This window comes from Mycobacterium sp. NGS49, from assembly GCF_059812565.1.
Genome location: NZ_JCALCX010000025.1, coordinates 43,080 through 59,875, shown reverse-complemented (window position 1 = coordinate 59,875; position 16,796 = coordinate 43,080). Strand labels below are relative to the sequence as shown.

At 67.1% G+C, this 16,796-nt stretch carries 16 protein-coding genes and 1 pseudogene; 4 read left to right on the top strand and 13 right to left on the bottom strand.

Annotation, left to right across the window (positions count from 1 at the left end; genetic code table 11):
• From AC5Y7D_RS23040 to log, 7 genes are all read right to left on the bottom strand, one after another.
• Positions 1 to 168: a DUF3117 domain-containing protein gene (locus tag AC5Y7D_RS23040; protein WP_003406247.1), complete on the bottom strand. Its 168-nt coding sequence runs from the start codon at positions 166 to 168 to the stop codon at positions 1 to 3.
• Positions 169 to 344: 176 nt separating this feature from the next.
• On the bottom strand, positions 345 to 938 hold the full coding sequence (locus AC5Y7D_RS23035; protein ID WP_499928037.1) for a DNA-3-methyladenine glycosylase I: 594 nt from the start codon (positions 936 to 938) through the stop codon (positions 345 to 347).
• Between the two features lie 7 nt (positions 939 to 945).
• Entirely contained in the window at positions 946 to 1,311 is a 366-nt protein-coding gene (locus AC5Y7D_RS23030) for a DivIVA domain-containing protein (RefSeq protein WP_499928036.1), read from the bottom strand.
• Positions 1,312 to 1,360: 49 nt separating this feature from the next.
• A complete protein-coding gene (locus AC5Y7D_RS23025; RefSeq protein ID WP_499928031.1) occupies positions 1,361 to 2,308 on the bottom strand; it encodes a glucosyl-3-phosphoglycerate synthase in 948 nt (315 codons plus the stop codon).
• Positions 2,305 to 3,252, bottom strand: a complete 948-nt coding sequence (folP, locus tag AC5Y7D_RS23020; RefSeq protein WP_499928030.1) for a dihydropteroate synthase — start codon at positions 3,250 to 3,252, stop codon at positions 2,305 to 2,307. Before folP ends, AC5Y7D_RS23025 begins: the two co-directional genes overlap by 4 nt.
• A 68-nt stretch (positions 3,253 to 3,320) precedes the next feature.
• Positions 3,321 to 5,093, bottom strand: coding sequence for a long-chain-acyl-CoA synthetase FadD6 (gene fadD6, locus AC5Y7D_RS23015; protein WP_499928027.1), 1,773 nt, complete (start codon positions 5,091 to 5,093; stop codon positions 3,321 to 3,323).
• 35 nt (positions 5,094 to 5,128) lie between these two features.
• Positions 5,129 to 5,686, bottom strand: coding sequence for a cytokinin riboside 5'-monophosphate phosphoribohydrolase (log, locus tag AC5Y7D_RS23010; RefSeq protein WP_499928025.1), 558 nt, complete (start codon positions 5,684 to 5,686; stop codon positions 5,129 to 5,131).
• A gap of 63 nt (positions 5,687 to 5,749) precedes the next feature.
• Between log and AC5Y7D_RS23005 the strand changes: the two genes are divergently transcribed.
• A complete protein-coding gene (locus AC5Y7D_RS23005; protein ID WP_499928023.1) occupies positions 5,750 to 7,888 on the top strand; it encodes an AAA family ATPase in 2,139 nt (712 codons plus the stop codon).
• On the opposite strand, the gene dapE is transcribed toward AC5Y7D_RS23005, so the two are convergent.
• Positions 7,889 to 8,953 carry a succinyl-diaminopimelate desuccinylase gene (gene dapE, locus AC5Y7D_RS23000; RefSeq protein WP_499928021.1) on the bottom strand — a complete coding sequence of 355 codons (1,065 nt, stop codon included), beginning with the start codon at positions 8,951 to 8,953 and terminating at the stop codon, positions 7,889 to 7,891.
• Between the two features lie 92 nt (positions 8,954 to 9,045).
• On the opposite strand from dapE, the gene dapD reads away from it, so the two are divergent.
• Positions 9,046 to 9,999 carry a 2,3,4,5-tetrahydropyridine-2,6-dicarboxylate N-succinyltransferase gene (dapD, locus tag AC5Y7D_RS22995; protein WP_499928019.1) on the top strand — a complete coding sequence of 318 codons (954 nt, stop codon included), beginning with the start codon at positions 9,046 to 9,048 and terminating at the stop codon, positions 9,997 to 9,999.
• Here dapD and AC5Y7D_RS22990 read toward each other — a convergent pair.
• Both AC5Y7D_RS22990 and AC5Y7D_RS22985 read right to left on the bottom strand, forming a co-directional pair.
• Positions 9,960 to 11,276: an MFS transporter gene (locus AC5Y7D_RS22990; protein WP_499928018.1), complete on the bottom strand. Its 1,317-nt coding sequence runs from the start codon at positions 11,274 to 11,276 to the stop codon at positions 9,960 to 9,962. The genes dapD and AC5Y7D_RS22990 overlap by 40 nt on opposite strands.
• Positions 11,277 to 11,390: 114 nt before the next feature.
• A complete protein-coding gene (locus AC5Y7D_RS22985) occupies positions 11,391 to 11,891 on the bottom strand; it encodes a MarR family winged helix-turn-helix transcriptional regulator (protein WP_499928016.1) in 501 nt (166 codons plus the stop codon).
• 82 nt (positions 11,892 to 11,973) lie between these two features.
• On the opposite strand from AC5Y7D_RS22985, the gene AC5Y7D_RS22980 reads away from it, so the two are divergent.
• Positions 11,974 to 12,219 (top strand): hypothetical protein, encoded by a 246-nt coding sequence (locus AC5Y7D_RS22980; RefSeq protein ID WP_499928014.1) that lies wholly within the window; start codon positions 11,974 to 11,976, stop codon positions 12,217 to 12,219.
• A 168-nt stretch (positions 12,220 to 12,387) separates the two neighbouring features.
• Here AC5Y7D_RS22980 and AC5Y7D_RS22975 read toward each other — a convergent pair.
• The 3 genes and pseudogenes from AC5Y7D_RS22975 to AC5Y7D_RS22965 form a co-directional block, all read right to left on the bottom strand.
• A pseudogene (locus tag AC5Y7D_RS22975) lies at positions 12,388 to 13,624 on the bottom strand (IS256 family transposase).
• Positions 13,625 to 14,263: 639 nt separating this feature from the next.
• Complete coding sequence (locus tag AC5Y7D_RS22970; RefSeq protein ID WP_499928013.1) at positions 14,264 to 15,469, bottom strand: PPE family protein; 1,206 nt, start codon at positions 15,467 to 15,469, stop codon at positions 14,264 to 14,266.
• A 36-nt stretch (positions 15,470 to 15,505) separates the two neighbouring features.
• Positions 15,506 to 15,805, bottom strand: coding sequence for a PE family protein (locus tag AC5Y7D_RS22965; protein ID WP_499928011.1), 300 nt, complete (start codon positions 15,803 to 15,805; stop codon positions 15,506 to 15,508).
• Positions 15,806 to 16,214: 409 nt separating this feature from the next.
• On the opposite strand from AC5Y7D_RS22965, the gene AC5Y7D_RS22960 reads away from it, so the two are divergent.
• On the top strand, positions 16,215 to 16,625 hold the full coding sequence (locus AC5Y7D_RS22960) for an IS5 family transposase (protein WP_499928009.1): 411 nt from the start codon (positions 16,215 to 16,217) through the stop codon (positions 16,623 to 16,625).
• The last annotated feature ends 171 nt before the right edge of the window (positions 16,626 to 16,796 follow it).

Below are 16,796 nucleotides of genomic sequence, written 5' to 3'. Positions count from 1 at the left end.
TTAGCTGGTGACGCCCTTCAGTTCGTCGCCCAGCGCGGCAGCCTCGTCGGGCGTCAGCTCGACCACCAGGCGACCGCCGCCTTCAAGTGGTACCCGCATCACGATGCCGCGCCCCTCTTTCGTTGCTTCAAGTGGACCGTCACCGGTCCGGGGCTTCATCGCCGCCATCGAGTGCTCCCTCCAGATTCGAGCTGGCCCGCACCCGCGGACCTGGTCGGCGCCGAGCATGCCCCGCCAGTGGATTTCCAGCCATACCCGACATTGAACTGCCAAATCACCCCTCCATTGTTCCCTATCGGGGAGACGAGGTGCACAAAGACCCGCTTGTGAGGCCAACCTGACGCCTACTGGAGACGCCCCGAACCGCTCGTCTGGACCCAGCAGGCGCTGATGTGATCGTCGACCATGCCTGTCGCCTGCATCAGCGCGTACGCCGTGGTGGGTCCTACGAAGCGGAAGCCGCGGCGCTTGAGCTCCTTGGCCATGGCTTTCGATTCCGTGCTGGCGGAGGGTATTTCGGCGAGATCAGCAAACCGGGGACGCGGCGGCGGCGCGAAGGACCACAGCAGGTCGGCAAGGTCTTGTGGCGACCCCAGGTCCAGGACGGCACGCGCATTGGCGATAGTCGATTCGATCTTGGCCCGGTTGCGCACGATTCCGTCGTCAGCCAGCAGCCGCAGCACGTCAGCCTCGGTGAAGCCGGCGACCTTCTCGACGTCGAAGCCGCAAAAGGCGCGCCGGAAGTTCTCCCGTTTGCGCAGAATGATCAGCCACGACAGTCCGCTCTGGAAGGCCTCCAGGCTCATCCGCTCGAACAACGCGGTGCCGTCTGTGAGCGGGCGGCCCCACTCGTCGTCGTGGTAGGTGCGGTACAGATCGGCGTCGGGACCCGGCCGAACGACGGCCCAACCGCACCGAATCATGCCGTCGTCGCTCATCGCCGGCTCATGTGGGGCCGGAGCGGTCGATCGCGACGGCGTCGGCGTCGGGCACCTCGGCGCCGGCGGCGGGTGCGGCCTGAGCGCCGGACCCTTGCAGGGCGGCCACCTGGGCGCGCAGTGTGTCCAGCTCGCGCCCCAGCCGCTCCAGCACCCAGTCGACCTCGCTGGTCTTGTATCCGCGCAGTACCTGGGTGAATTTCACGGCGTCGACGTCCGCAGCGGTGACGCCGTAGGCCGGCAATACCGTCGCCGTCGTCGCCCGGGGCAGAGGCGGCAATTGCTCCCCGCGCCCGAACAGCAGGCTGGCCACGCCGAACAAGACGGCCGCCACCACAATGAGAACCACCAGGTAAAGCAACACCAACGCCACGAGAGTCGATCTTGCCCTAAGGCACCGACAGGCCGCGATCAGCGGGGCCTCAGTGCGGCCGGAGCACACTCATCGGGGGACGGTCGGCCAACGACACCGGCAACGTGTGCTGGGTGTAGCCGTCACCGACGGGAAAGAATTGGCTCAACCCCACGCCCGAATCGGGAATTCCGCAGCGCGACAGCAACGTCGCGATCACCTGCCGGCTCATCGCGCCCAACTCCTCCAACGGCCGGTTCCGGTGGGCTCGCACACCGAGGTTCACCTGGGCGATCGCATCCAGCCCGAGCCGGTCGAAGGTGTCCACGAGCAGCCCGATCTCCACCCCGTAGCCCGGCGCGAACGGCAGCGCCATCAGCAACTCCCGGCTGGCCGCGTATTCCCCGCCCAGCGGCTGCAGCACCCAGCCCAACTCAGGCCGTAGCGCCGCCAGCAGGGGCCGCGCCACGAGTTCGGTGACCCGGCCACCACCGGTGGAACCCGCGTCGCCGCTCGCGTCGCCAACCTTGAGCGGCCGTCGGTAGAAGCCTTTGACCAGTTGAACGCCTTCGCCGGTGAGCAGCGGGCCGACCAGGTAGGGCACGAACATCGGATCCGGGTCGATCAGGTCGGAGTCGATGAACACCACGATGTCTCCACTGGTGGCCGCCAGTGAACGCCACAGGGCCTCGCCCTTGCCGGGCAGGGCGGGGAGCTCGGGCACCGCCTGCTCGCGGCTCACGACGCGCGCCCCGGCCGCGATGGCGCGGATCTCGGTGTCGTCGGTGGATCCCGAATCCAGCACGATGAGTTCGTCGACCAGTCCGTCAACCAGCGGCGAGATGCTGTCGATCACCGAGCCGACGGTGTCTTCCTCGTTGAGGGCGGGTAGCACCACCGAGATCGTCCGGCCCGCCTTGGCGGCGACGAGTTCATTGACGGTCCAGCGCGGCCGGTTCCAGCTGCGCTCGGCCAGGTCGCCGACGAGATCCGCCCCGACCAGTTCCGACGCCGTCATGCCAGGCCTCGCACGGTGCGCGCCGGCGGCCGGGTGCCCTGAATCGAGGCCACCATTTCCAGCACCCTTCTGGTCGCCGCGACCTGGTGGACACGGAACATGCGCGCCCCGGCGGCCGCGGCCAGTGCGGTGGCCGCCAGCGTGCCCTCGAGCCGTTCGGTCACGTCCACCCCAAGAGTCTCCCCGACGAAGTCTTTGTTGCTCAAAGCCATGAGCACCGGCCACCCGGTCTTAACAAGATCGGCCACGTGCCGCAACAGGAGCAGGCCATGAAAGGTGTTCTTGCCGAAGTCGTGCGCCGGATCGATCAGTATCCGGTCGCGGGCCACCCCGGCCGCGACTGCCCGCTCTGCGGCGGCGGTGACCTGGCCGATCACGTCGTCCACCACGCCGCGGGTAGTCGTACCATAGCTCACCCGGAAGGGCCGGGTCCGCGGTCGCGCTCCCCCCGTGTGCGCGCAAACCAGGCCGGCGCCGAACTCGGCGGCCACGTCCTGCAGGACCGGGTCCACCCCGCCCCACGTGTCGTTGATGATGTCCGCGCCGGCCGCGCAGGCCAGCTTGGCCACCTCCGAGCGCCAGGTGTCGACGCTGATGAGCTGGTCGGGGTAGGCGCCGCGCAACCATTCGACGAAGGGCACCAGTCGCGCGACCTCGGTGTCGGTGTCGACGGTCTCGCCCGGGCCGGCCTTGACTCCGCCGACATCGATGACATCGGCGCCCTCGGCGATCGCGCGGTGCACGGCCTCGCGGGCGGCGCCGTCGGCGAAGGTCGCCCCCTTGTCGAAGAACGAGTCCGGGGTGCGGTTGATGATCGCCATGATCAGCGCGCGATCCCCCGCAACGGGGCGGCCGCACAGGCTTGACTGCACCTCTCCATAGTGCCCGTTGGATTGGGATCGACGGCATCTAGTGTGCGGTGGCGGCACGGCGTGTGCGTTCATGGCGGGAAATTCGCGATGTCGCCGCCATAGCCACACACCCGAAGCCGGCACGCGGCCCCGACGGGCGTTCAGCCCTGCGGCCGTTTACCCGCGGCGACTTCCTCCGGGTATTCGTCGTAGAACTTCACATAGCCCTCTTTGCGACCGGCGAGCACGTACAGCGGGTCCTCGACGTCAGAACCGTAAGCCTGCTTGCGCAACTCCACCTTGCGGCTCTTGAAGGTCGTGGTGTGCTCCAGCGACTCCACGATCCGCACGAACAACGGCAGCGCATAGGCCGGCAACTTGTCGTACACCGCGCGGGCCAGGGACTGGCCATCGAACTCCGCACCCTCGCGCAGTTTGATCGCGGCCATCCCGGCGCGCCCGCCGGTGTGGGGCACCTCGACGCCGAAGACCGTGCACTCCTCGACGTGTGGATCGGCGGACACCGCCGCTTCGACCTGGGTGGTGGCCACGTTCTCGCCCTTCCACCGGAACGTGTCGCCCAGCCGGTCGACGAAGGCAGCGTGGAACAGGCCCTGGGGGCTCATCACGTCGCCGGTGTTGAACCAGCAGTCGCCGTCCTTGAAAGCGTTGCGCACCAGCTTCTTCTCGGTCGCCGACCTGTCGGTGTAGCCGTCGAACGGTTGCAGCCGGTTGACCGGGCTGAGCAGCAGGCCGGGTTCACCGGCGGGCACCCGGCGCACCCGTCCGCTGTCGTCGCGCACCGGCTCACCGGTGTCCGGGTCGTATTCGACATAGGCCAGCGGCATCGGCGAAATCCCGGTGCTGCGAGGCACATTGAAGACATTGATGAACGCGGTCGTGCCTTCGCTGGCGGCGTAGAACTCGCACACCCGGCCGATACCGAACCGTTCGGTGAATTCGTCCCAGATGTCGGGGCGCAGGCCGTTGCCGGCGATGACGCGGATCTTGTGCTTGCGGTCGGTCGGCTTGGCCGGCTGGTTGAGCAGGTAGCGGCAGACCTCGCCGATGTAGATGAACGCGGTCGCCCCGCTGTCGATCACCTCGTCCCAGAACCGCGAGGCCGAGAAAGACTTCCCCAGCGCCAGCGTCGCACCCGAGTTGATCACCGACGACACCGCGACCGTCAGCGCGTTGTTGTGATAAAGCGGCAGACAGCTGTAGAGCGTGTCGGAGCTCTTCAACCGCAGTCCGAGCCCGCCGAATGCGCCGAGCGCCTTGAGCCAGCGGTAGTGCGTCATCACGCTGGCCTTCGGATACCCGGTGGTGCCGGAGGTGAAGATGTAGAAGGCGGTGTCTTTGGCCCGCACCGTCGTCGATGAGGCGGGGTTGGTGGCGGGAGCGGTGGTCGCGAATTGCGCCAGATCCTCGACGGTGAGCACGTCACCGGCCGGCCCGCCGGATTCGCTGACGGCACTGACCAAATCGGATTCCGCGATCAGCACTTTGGCGTCCAGCAGACCCAGGCTGTGCGCCAGGACGTCGCCGCGCTGGTGGTAGTTGAGCATGCCGGCGACGGCGCCGCACTTGACCACGGCCAGCATCGTCAGCACCGCGTTCGGCGAGTTGCGCAGCATGACGCCGACGACATCGCCGGGGCCGATCCCGCGCGCGGCGAGCACCGCGGCGTATCGGTTGGCGGTGGCGTTGGCATCGCGATAGGTGAGCTCCTGATCGCCGAACCTCAGGAATACGCGGTCGGCGTAACGGGCGGCCCGGTCCTGGAACACCGACGCGATCGACGTCTTGGAGTTGGGCCGGGCCAGCAGGCCGCTGACCCCGCGCGCGATCGACGGCGTATCCGCGATGAGGCCGGGCACCCGCAATGCGATATCGGTGAGCTTGACTCGTGTGCGCGCGCCTTGGTCGGACACGTGATCCCTCGCTTCGTTAGTACCCGCTGGTCCCGTCAGTCGGGCGCACACGCCTGTAGCGCATCGCCGACTTTATCCACCACGATCAACCTGTCGACGGCGGCCTGGGAGATGTAACCGCTGTCGACCAATCCGTACACCCAGGCGCGCATACCGTCATAGTGGCCCCAGGGATCGAGCAGCACGATGGGCTTGTCGTGCACGCCGAGGTATCCCTCGGTCCATGCACTCAGCAGTTCGTCGAGGGTGCCGACCCCGCCGGGCAGCGCAATGAAGGCGTCGGCCCGCTCCTCCATCACCCGCTTGCGCTCGCGCAACGTGTCGGTGACGATCAGCTCGTCGGAATCGTGGTCGGCCAGTTCACGGTTGAGCAGCAGGGTCGGAATCACCCCGACGGTCCAGCCGCCGTAGGCCCGTGCCGCCGAGGCCACCGCTCCCATCGCCGAGACATGACCGCCGCCCCACACGAGCGTCCAGCCGCGTTCGGCAATGCCGGCGCCCAGCGACGCGGCAAGCTCCAGCAGCTCCGGGTGCGTAGGTGTCGCGGCACAGTACACCGCCACCGTCCACTGGCGGCTGGTTGTGCGGGGCATATCCGAAACGTAGACCAACCCTGCACAAGCTGTGCACCGAACATGGGCCATAGACTCGCAACGGTGCCGATTCGTTGGAATGTCCCCCAGCACACGGCCGCCCTGCAGCGGCTGACCGCCGCGCTGGCCGAAAAAGGTGGCGCTGTGGTACTCGGGCCCGACGGTGTCGGCAAGTCAACCTTGGCGCGCTTGGCGGCCGAGGAGTTCTGCGGCCAACACCCGCGTACGACCACCCGATGGGTCATCGGTACCCCGGCCGAGCAAGTGGTTCCGTTCGGCGCCTTCGGGCATTTGATCGACTTTCTGGGTTGGGGGGCCGACATCGGGAAGCCGGCCGCGTTGTTGCGTGCCGCCCGCACCTCGCTGGTTCGTGCCGCCGAGCAGGGCGATCTGCTGCTGGTCGTCGACGAAGCGCACGACCTGGACGTGCTGTCGGCGACGCTGGTGTATCAGCTGGCACTCACCCGCGCCGCGCGGATGATCGTCACCGCCCGAGCCGACGCGGCGCCGGCGGCGATCGCCGCGTTGTGGACCGACGGACTGCTGGACCGCATCGACCTCGAGCCGCCCCGCGGGGTGACGACACCGGCCGAGGTCGACGAGTTTCTCAGCGAGTTGCCGGGGCCGGCGCGTTCGGTGCTGGACTATCTCGCGATCGCCGAGCCGCTGTCGCTGGCCGATCTGACCGTGCTGGCGGGCGATGGCGCGGTGAGCCAGGCCGAGGACTTGGGCGCCGCCGAGATCCGGTTGCGTGGTGGCGATCCCGACGAGCCGATGGTGTACACCGCGCACCCGATGTTCGCCGACCGCGCAGCGGCCGCCCTGGGTCGCGACGGCGCGCGGCGGCGCCGCACCGAATTGGTGCACCTGCTCTCGCAGCACCCGTCGGACCACCCCAGCGCACGGCTGCGGCTGGCGTCGCTGGCCTTGGACAGCGACGCCCCTCAGCCGGTCGCTGAGGTGGAGGCTGCCGCGCAGCAGGCGCTGCGGTTGGGCGACCTGCAACTTGCCGAACGGCTGGCCCGCGCGGCAGTGGATCGGTCGGGCGGATTGGATGCGCGTCTGGTGCTGGGGCAGGCACTGGGATGGCAGGGACGCGGCCGCGAGGCCGACGCGGTGCTGGCCGCGGTGGATCCGGCGAGCTTGTCGGAGCCGGAGCTGATGGCGTGGGCGGTGCCGCGGGCGGCCAACCAGTTCTTCATGCTGGGTGAGCCGGAGAAGGCCACTGCCTTCCTCCAGACCACCCGCAACCGGTTCACCGACCCGGCGGCGCGCACCGTGCTGGACGGGTTGAGTGCCACGTTCGCAATGAACTCCGGAAACCTGCACCGCGCAGTGGCTTTGGCCACCGAGGTGCTGTCCGGATCGTCGGCCAGTGATCTGGCGGTGGCGTGGGCGGCGAGCGCTGCCGCGTTGTCCTCCGCCCGGATGGGCCGGTTCGGTGACGTCGAACGCCTGGCCGAACAGGCTGCGGCCGCCGAGCACCCGGGCCTGCTCCGGTTCACGGTGGGACTGGGCCAGATCACGTCGCTGTTGATGGCGGGCGACGTTGCGCAGGCGCAGACGCTGGCCCAGCAGTTCACCGACTTCGCCGAATTACAGCAGCCCGGTCGAGCGATCGGCGAGGTACTGTCGGCTTACGTGCTCCTGATCAAGGGTGAATTCGACCTCGCAGCAGCACTTTTGGAGCCCGCCGCGGCCGAGCTGGAACGCACCGGTTACTCCTGGGGGCCGTTGTCGTTGATGTTGTTCGCGACGGCCATCGCCCGCCAAGGGGATATTCCCGGATCGGCGAAAGCGCTGCGGCGGGCCGAGTCCCGGCACGGAACGAAGTCGGCCCTGTTCGCACCCGAACTCGGCATAGCCCGCGCCTGGACCAGGGCGACCGCGCGGGACCACGCCGGCGCCGTCGCGGCGGCACGAGAGGCCGCGCGGGCCGCCGAACGAGCCGGGCAGTCGGCGGTGGCGCTGCTCGCCTGGCATGACGCCGTCCGGTTGGGTGACCGGCGGGCGGCAGACCCGGTTGCTCGCTTGGCAGCTGAAATACACTGCGCCGCAGGTAGTCTCATCACCCGACACGCCCGCGCCCTGGTCACCGGCGATGCGGGCGAGCTCAGGTCGGTGGCCGACGACCTGGCCGGGATCGGAATGGGCGCGGCGGCCGCGGATGCCGCCCGGCAGGCCGAGCAGCTAGGCCAGTAGCTACCCGCTCAGGTAACCCCGCAGCATGTCCACCGCGGCGGTGATCTGAGCAACGGCCACCCGTTCGTCGCGCTTATGTGCCAAATTGGGGTCGCCGGGCCCGTAGTTCAGCGCGGGGATGCCCCGCGCCGCGAACCTCGAGACATCGGTCCAGCCGTACTTCGCCCGCACCTGGCCGCCGGCCGCCTCGACCAGAGACTTGGCCGCCGGCGCCGACAAACCGGGCAACGCACCGGCCGCAGAGTCGGTCAGTTCGATGGACACATCCAACCCGTCGAGCACCTCGTGGACGTGCCGCAACGCCCCGTCCGGTGAACGGTCCGGGGCGAAACGGAAATTGATCGTGACCGTGGCGGCATCGGGAATCACATTGCCCGCGACACCACCGTCGATACGCACGGCGGAAAGGCCCTCCCGATACACGCAACCGTCGATGTCGACGCTGCGCGCGGGATAACCGGCCAGCCGGTCCAGCACGGCACCTAGCTTGTGAATGGCGTTGTCGCCCAACCAGGAACGGGCAGAGTGCGCGCGGGTTCCGGTGGCGCTGACGACCACGCGCAGCGTGCCCTGGCAGCCGGCTTCGATGAAGCCGCCGGTGGGCTCGCCCAGGATGGCGACGTCGGCTGTCAGCCAGTCCGGCAGCTCACGCTCCAGGCGGCCCAAACCGTTAGCCGCGGAGTCGATTTCCTCGCAGTCGTAGAAAACCAGGGTGAGGTCGTGCGCCGGTTCGGCCACGGTGGCTGCCAGGTGCAGGAAGACGGCGTCGCCGGACTTCATGTCCGAGGTGCCACAGCCGTGCAACTCGCCGTTCTCGATGCGACTGGGCAGATTGCCGGCGACCGGGACGGTGTCCAGATGCCCGGCCAGCAGCACCCGGGACGGCCTGCTCAGTGCCGTGCGCGCCAGCACCGCGTTGCCACGGCGGATGATCTCGAATCCGGCGGTCTGCTCCCGCAGGGCCGCCTCGACCTCGTCGGCGATGCGCGCCTCGTCCCGCGACTCGCTGGGGATGTCGACCAGCGCCGCAGTCAGCTCAACGGGGTCTCCGCGCAAGTCCAGCACGGGTCCCAGCCTAGTCGGCCGAGCAGTCGCAAAATCGCATCCAGGATGCCTTCGGCATGCGATTCTGCGTCTGCTCGGCGACCGAAGTACCCTTGTCGACCGTGACTGGAGCTGCAGGTATCGGCCTGGCGACCCTCGCCTCTGACGGAGCTGTCCTCGACGCGTGGTTTCCCGCGCCGGAATTGAGCGACTCGGAGACGACCGCGACGTCGCGCCTGGCGTTGTCCGACGTTCCCGCCGAACTGGCGGCGCTCGTCGGCCGCGACGACGACCGCCAGACCGAGACGATCGCGATCCGCACCGCCATCGGTTCGCTGGACGATGCGGCCACCGACGCGTACGACGCCTACCTGCGGTTGCATCTGTTGTCACACCGCCTGGTGGCACCGCACGGGCTGAACGCCGGCGGCCTGTTCGGGGTGCTGACCAATGTGGTGTGGACCAGCCGTGGCCCCTGCGCGGTCGAGGGGTTCGAGGCGGTGCGGGCGCGGCTGCGCCGGCACGGACCGGTGACGGTGTACGGCGTCGACAAGTTCCCCCGGATGGCCGACTACGTGCTGCCCGCGGGAGTGCGCATCGCCGACGCCGACCGGGTGCGGCTCGGCGCCCACCTGGCCCCGGGCACCACCGTGATGCACGAAGGTTTCGTCAACTTCAATGCCGGCACTCTGGGGGCGTCCATGGTGGAAGGCCGCATCTCCGCGGGCGTCGTGGTGGGCGACGGCTCCGATGTCGGCGGCGGCGCTTCGATCATGGGCACGCTGTCCGGCGGTGGCGCGCAGGTCATTTCGATCGGCAAGCGCTGCCTGCTGGGGGCCAACGCCGGGCTGGGCATCTCGCTGGGCGACGACTGCGTGGTGGAAGCGGGGCTGTACATCACCGCGGGCACCAAAGTCACGACGCCCGAAGGGGATTCGGTCAAGGCGCGAGAGTTGTCCGGCGGCAACAACCTGCTGTTCCGCCGCAATTCGCTGACCGGCGCGGTCGAGGTGGTGTCCCGCGACGGTCAGGGCATCGCGCTCAACGCCGAACTGCACGCCAACTGAGCCGGCTGCGCCGCGGGGGCGGCGAGCGCACTGCCGTTGGTCTCCGGCAACAGGTAGGTGGCCGCCAGGCTGACCAGCGCCAGGCCCGCCATCATCAGCCCGATCGCCCAGCTGCCGTAGTGCATCAATAGGGGACCGGCGATCAGCGGCGGCACTGCACCACCGACGATGCCGGCGAGGTTGATCGATAGCGCGGTGCCCGTGTAGCGGTACCGGGTGGGGAACAGTTCGGGGATGAACGCGGTGACGGGTCCGAAGACGGCGCCGTCGACGGCAAACAACCCGGCAATCGCCGTCGCGAACAACACGACGTTGCCCGAGTCGATGAGCGGCATCACCACCAACAGCCACGGCACGGCCACCGCCCAGCCCACCACGATGACGCGACGGCGCCCGAACCGATCGCACAGCGTCGAGGTGACCGCCGCCGATGCGATGCACGCCAGCCCTCCCAGCGCACCGACCAGCAGGATGACGTTGCGCGAGTAGCCCAGATGTGAGTGTGCGTAAGCGGTCAGATACGTGCTGGCCAGATAGACCAGACCGAAGCTGCCGAGCACGCAGCCGGCGGCCAGCACGATCTCACGTCCCTGTAGCCGCAGCACCAGCGCGAATGGTGTTGCCACAGCGATGCTCTCGCGCTGCTGCTGAGCGAAGACCGGCGTCTCCTCGATGTTCAGCCGAACGTACAGTGCGATGGCGATCAGCACCGCGCTGAACAGGAAGGGGATCCGCCACCCCCAATTCATGAACGCCGAACTGCCTTCGCCGATGGTGAAATTCACCCCGAGGAAGGTCAAGCTGCTCACCACCAGAGCGATACCGCCACCAACCACGGTAAACATGCCGTAGCGGCCGCGCCGGTCGGCCGGCGCTGTTTCGGCGCTCAACAGGGCCGACCCCGCCCACTCGCCGCCGACCGCAAAGCCCTGCGCCAGCCTCAGCATGATCAGGATCAGCGGGGCCGCCACGCCCACCGTCGCCGTAGCGGGCACCAGCCCCACCGACACCGTCGAGACGGCCATGATCAGCAGGGTGGCTACCAGAGTCTTCTGGCGCCCCAACCGATCGCCGAAATGCCCGAAGACCGCGGCGCCGAGCGGCCGGGAGAGGAAGGCGGTAGCGAACGTGCCCATCGACGCGACGGTGGCCATGGTCGGATTGAGGTGCGGGAAGAAGACGGTGGGGAACACCAGCGCCGCCGCTGTGCCGTAGATGAAGAAGTCGTAGTACTCGACCGCCGAGCCGACCAGGCAGGCCAGGGCCACCCGTCTCATGGGCGATACGTCCGGGTCAACCGCTGCTCGGTGCACAGCATTTGAGATTATGGCGTCAAGTCCGGTGATGCGCCGCGAAAAGGCTGCGAACATGCTGGATATCGCCTGGATCGGTCACCACAGCTTCGGTGACCGGTATACGTTGGCGGGGTCGTAGTCGGTCCCCGTCGTCGACACGGCACCAACCGCGCGCAGCATCCGCAGTAGTTCGCTGAGCCCGTCGTCACCGATGCGTTCGGCGATCGCCCGGTCCAGCTCGGCCGCCGCCCGCCGCCGCGCGGTCACATAGTCGATTGCCTTGGGCGTGAGCACGACCACCTTCTCACGCTGGTCGGTGGCCGACGCCGCCGTCTGCAGATAGCCCTCGCGGCAGAGCTCTCCGACGAGTTTGCTGGCCGCCTGCCGAGAGACGTCGAACTGGCGTCCCATCTCCGAGATGGTCATCGGCCCGGGCTGGGCGTACAGGGCAAACACGTAGTTCATGGCGAAACGTCGCTCCGGGAAACCGCCGGCCTGCATCTCGGTATCGACCCGATGGACGTAACTCCACCAGGCCATCCGGATGGCCTGACCGAGGTCGGTCTGGGGCGACCGGGGACCGCCTTCGTCAATCATAGTTGACAATATAGCCTGCCGGTCCCTATCATGGCTTAATGTCAACTATGGTTGACGATATTGACCGAAGGGAGACGAAAAGATGTCCACGATTCGCACCATATCGGCGGGTGTGCTGTGTGCCGCCGGATTGTCACTGGCCTCCGTTGCGGCCGGACCGGCGGTAGCCGCGGCCGCCCCAGGCCAGCCCGGCATGGGTCCGATGCATTCGCCGGTCGCGCCGATGCACCCCACCCCACCCCCGACGCACCCGGTGTATCACTACACCGACGATTTGACCCACCCGGTGTGGTCGGTGACCCACCCCTTCTGGGCGCTGGTGCCCTAACCACAACGCCGCTCGCCACGAGGATGCGCAAATTGCCGGCCACCACGGCGTGTCCGCGCACAGCTGCGCACCCTCGCGTGCGACAGCCGACGGGATAGCGTCCCAGGGAGTGGTGGACTTCGGATCTGGCGTAGTTCACGCGTTGTGATCAACGAGTCTTGTTGATCGCTAGGCGATTTGGTGTTGCTTGTCCAGTGCTGCGGCCGCGTGTTTGGCGGCGATGACGGTGCGTAGTTCGTCCATGGAGACATCGGAGAGGTAACGTCGGGTGATCTGCCATTCGTCGTGGGCTTCGATGACCACCGCAGTGGCCAGCCGGAGCAGCGCGGCCGGGTTCGGGAAGATCTCCACAACATCGGCTCGACGCTTGATCTCCTTGTTTAACCGTTCGATGGGATTGTTCGGCCAGATCTTTTGCCAGTGCGCCTTCGGGAACGCGGTGAACGCCAACACGTCGGCCTTAGCCTCGCCCAGCATTGTCGCCACCTTCGGAAAAGACGAGGCCAGGGTGTCGGCGACACGATCCCACTGCGCGGAAACCTCATCGGGATCGGTGTGAGCGAAGATGGTCTGGACCGCCGCGGTCACCGCTGGGACGTGCTTGGCGGACGCCGCGGAGTGCAGGCTGCGCATGAAATGCGCCCGGCACCGCTGCCACGAAGAGTTCGTGAACTGTTGTGCCACTGCAGCTTTCAAGCCAGCGTGGGCATCGGAGATGACCAGATGAACCCCGGACAGCCCGCGGGCCTTCAGCGAGGCCAGGAACTCCCGCCAGAACTCGTACGACTCGCTATCACCCACCGCGGTCCCCAGCACTTCGCGGGTGGCCCTCAATGGATACCCCGGTGGCCACCACCAGCGCCTGAGAGACGACGTGCGCCCCGACCCGCACCTTGCAGAACGTGGCGTCGCAGAACACGTACGGAAACTGCGTATGTGCCAGGCTACGGGCGCGAAACGCCTCGATCTCGCGGTCCAGGCCAGTGCAGATCCGGGAAACCTCCGACTTGGAGACACCGGATTGCACGCCCATCGCCGCGACCAGGTCATCGCCACTGCGCGTCGACACCCCGTGCACGTATGCCTCCATGATCACCGCGTGCAACGCCCTGTCGATACGCCGGCGCCGCTCCAGCAGCGACGGAAAGAACGACCCGGCGCGCAGCTTGGGGATCTGCACCTCAACATCACCGGCAGTGGTCGACACCGTCTTGGGACGATGCCCATTGCGATGCACGCCGCGATCAGCCGATCACTGGTAGCGGCCCGCCCCAATCGCCTCAGTGGCCTCGGCCTCGATCAGCGCCTGCAGCCCAGCACGGATCAACTCGGCGAACACCGCCCCGGCATCAGCAGACTTCAAAGCGTCAAGCTGGGCAAGCAAGGCAGAATGGTCCTGGGTGATTGCGTCGTATGTCTTTCTGTGAGTCACTTTCGTCGGTAACTCACTGACCACTACGCGATGGCCCACCCCACAGCCCTCAACAACACGCCCGAGGCATCGCCGGACCGGTCGACCTCAGATCCGAAACCCCACCACGCCAGGGGACTTACCCAAAACGCGCCGCCGGCAAGAGCCACCCAGAAGCATTGCGCTGCCTCAAACGAAGCCTATCCGACGTCGTCTACCGACAGCTGAGCCGAGATTCCGCACGATGTGAAGCAGGCCCGGGAGGATACTCGGGGGCGGCACTAACATCCGGCGCGGCCAGCTCAAACCCCGCACACTGACGCTTCGGACAAGTCACTTCCCGGACCTACCAGCAGCCACTCTACAACCGGGTACTTGACTCAGAGAGGCGCCGTCTAGCTGATCGGTGTTCTGCTCCCAGCCCCCGGCCAATCCGGTGCGGGGGCAGAACATCCAAAGCCGCTGTGCTAGCGAAAGACTCGGTCGAACCATCGTGCGGCCGGCGAGCCGTGTCAAACCCTGACGTCGTCCGGTCCGCTTTCGGGCGGCATCGACCAGCCCGCCAGGGACACCCGGCAACTGTTGCGATCACCGCATCCCAGCTGCGGGCTCCGTTCGGCAGGACCCCGGGGGCTAGCCGGCCGACAAGGGACGGGGCATCACGAACGGGCGAGGGGTGACTCGCAGCACATTGTTGATCCCATTGTTGGAGCTGCCCCTGCCCATCTGCCCCACCGGCACTCCGCCCGGCATGTGTCCGGCCCCGCTTTCAGCGGCGCTGGCCGCGTTGGTCAGCGGCAACGCCCGCGCCGCCGGAGTGACCGTCTGGTTTGCCGCGGCCCAGCCCTTGGGCACCGAGAGCTCGCCAACCGAAATGGCACGGCCCAGGCCCGCGGACACGCCACTGGCGATACCCGAGGAACCGATTCCGCTACCCATTGAGCCCATCGGGCCGACCGAGCCCAGCGAGCCCATCGAGCCCATCGCCATAGCCCCTGTGCCTATCGTCGTTTCAGCGGCCTTGGTCGCCGCCGGAGCAAACTGCTTCATCATCGAGCTCATGGTGTTGGTCTCCGAGAGCAACGTGTTGCCCATCGACACGTGGTTGTTGACCATCGAAACGATGTTGCCGATAGGCCCTAAGTGGGGAGAGACTGTGGCCCACAACGACTTCGGCGCCTCCGGGGCCGCGGTTTCATTGGCCGGACTGGCGAGCCCCTGCAGTGCCTTGGGGACGGCGTTCATCAGCTGGTTTGCCGCGGCGTTGTCGATAACCTCCTCGACGACAGCGTTCTGCTCGACCAGACCAGCCGCGTCGGTGATCTCCGGCGCCTCCTCGAACGGGGTCAAAGTCTCCGTGGCCACCGCCGCAGCGGCTGCGTAGCCATACATCGCTGCAGCGTCTTGAGCCCACATCTCGCCGTATTCGAACTCGGTCACCGCGATCGCCGGGGTGTTCTGCCCGAAGAGGTTGGTCGCGATCAATGTGAACAACTGGATGCGATTCTCGGCGATCACCGGCGGCGGTACCGTCATCGCATATGCCGCCTCGTAGGCGCCGGCCGCAGCCCTGGCCTGGGTGGCGGTCAGCTCAGCCTGGGTTGCGCTGACATTCATCCACATGATGTACGGTGCGGCCGCCGCCGCCATCAAGACTGCCGACGGACCCAGCCACCCGGCCGTGAGGCCCCAGACCGCCGACTGGAATGACGACGCCGCGGTGAACAGATCAACCGCAATGCCATCCCAGAACTCCGCAGCAGCCAGGATTGAACCCGAACCCGGACCGACGTACATCTTCGCGGAGTTGATCTCCGGTGGTAACGCGCCGAAATCCATCTCAGTACCCTCCTGCTCGAATTACGCGGGCCGCCCTCAGGCCGTCGCCACCGCGTTGGCGGCTTCGGTGGCCAAGTAGGAACTGGCGCTGGTGGCAAGAGTGTCCACGAACTGGTTGTGCGTCGCGGCGGCCTTGGCACTCACCGCCTGATACGTCGCCGCATGTACCGCGAACTGAGCGGCAACCAATGCCGACACCTCGTCCGCGGCCGGCGGCAGAACCCCGGTAGTCGGCGCTGCTGCGGCAGCATTGCTTGCGCTCAATGTCGCGCCGATCGTACTCAGTTCGCCCGCTGTTACCGCCAGCATCTCTGGTTGTGCTGTCACGAAAGACATGCGTTTACCTCCTCCAAGGAACCGAGCATGGGCCCGAAAATGCCGGTTGACTGTTGACTGTTGACTGTTGAGCCATCGTTGGCTCTCGCACTCCGCCACTGGTGGGTTAGCGGAGACGCAATGGAGCCAATGATCACGAAGAGGTAATGGCCGCAATAGGTTATTTCTCCCCGAAGGCCACCTTTCGGTGGGCAGATTGCACCCCTCGGGCCTGGCAGTGGTCGGATCCTCCCAACTTTCGGTTCCCCTTGGTGCAAAATGCACCCTAGGTATATAGTTGCTTCATGCATTTGTTGCACGTGCGGTCGGGTTGGCCGACCGTAGCGCAGGCTTGACTCGCTGTGCCCCACATCAGCCACTAGGGCGTGTCCCGTAACCATTTCGTGGTTGGGCTGGCGTGTGCAGAGGCATGTCGCGGTTGCAGGTGTTGTCTGATGAGATGTGGTCCCAGATCGAGCCTTCGATGCCGGTCGCTTCGGCCAAGGGCGGCAGGCCGTTTCGTGATCACCGCACGGTAGTCGAAGCGATCATCTGGCGTTATCGCACGGGTTGTCCGTGGCGGGATTTGCCGGCCGAGTTCGGGGCGTGGAAGACCACGTGGCGCCGTCATGACCAGTACCGCAAGGACGGTACCTGGGATGCGATCTTGGCGGTGGTACTCACCGCGGCCGCCGATGCCGATCGCATCGATTGGGCGGTCAGTGTCGATTCGACGGTCAACCGGGCACATCAGCACGCCACGAACCTCCCGCGCGACACAGGGGCCCCGACGGACCCGCACCTGGCATCCACCCGCTCAGGATGGCCCTCTAATCAGTGATTCCCTAGCGGCCACCACGTTGCGGCACAGCCGTACGTCGGGTCAGCTGCCCGCCCGATCGAGTTTCAGCCAATTATGTTCAGCCAGAATGCAACTGCGCGGAATCCGCAGCGCAAGGATTTATTGTTTACCTATTGTGCACTTGAGTTTCCTCAGTTCCCCTGTTGGCCC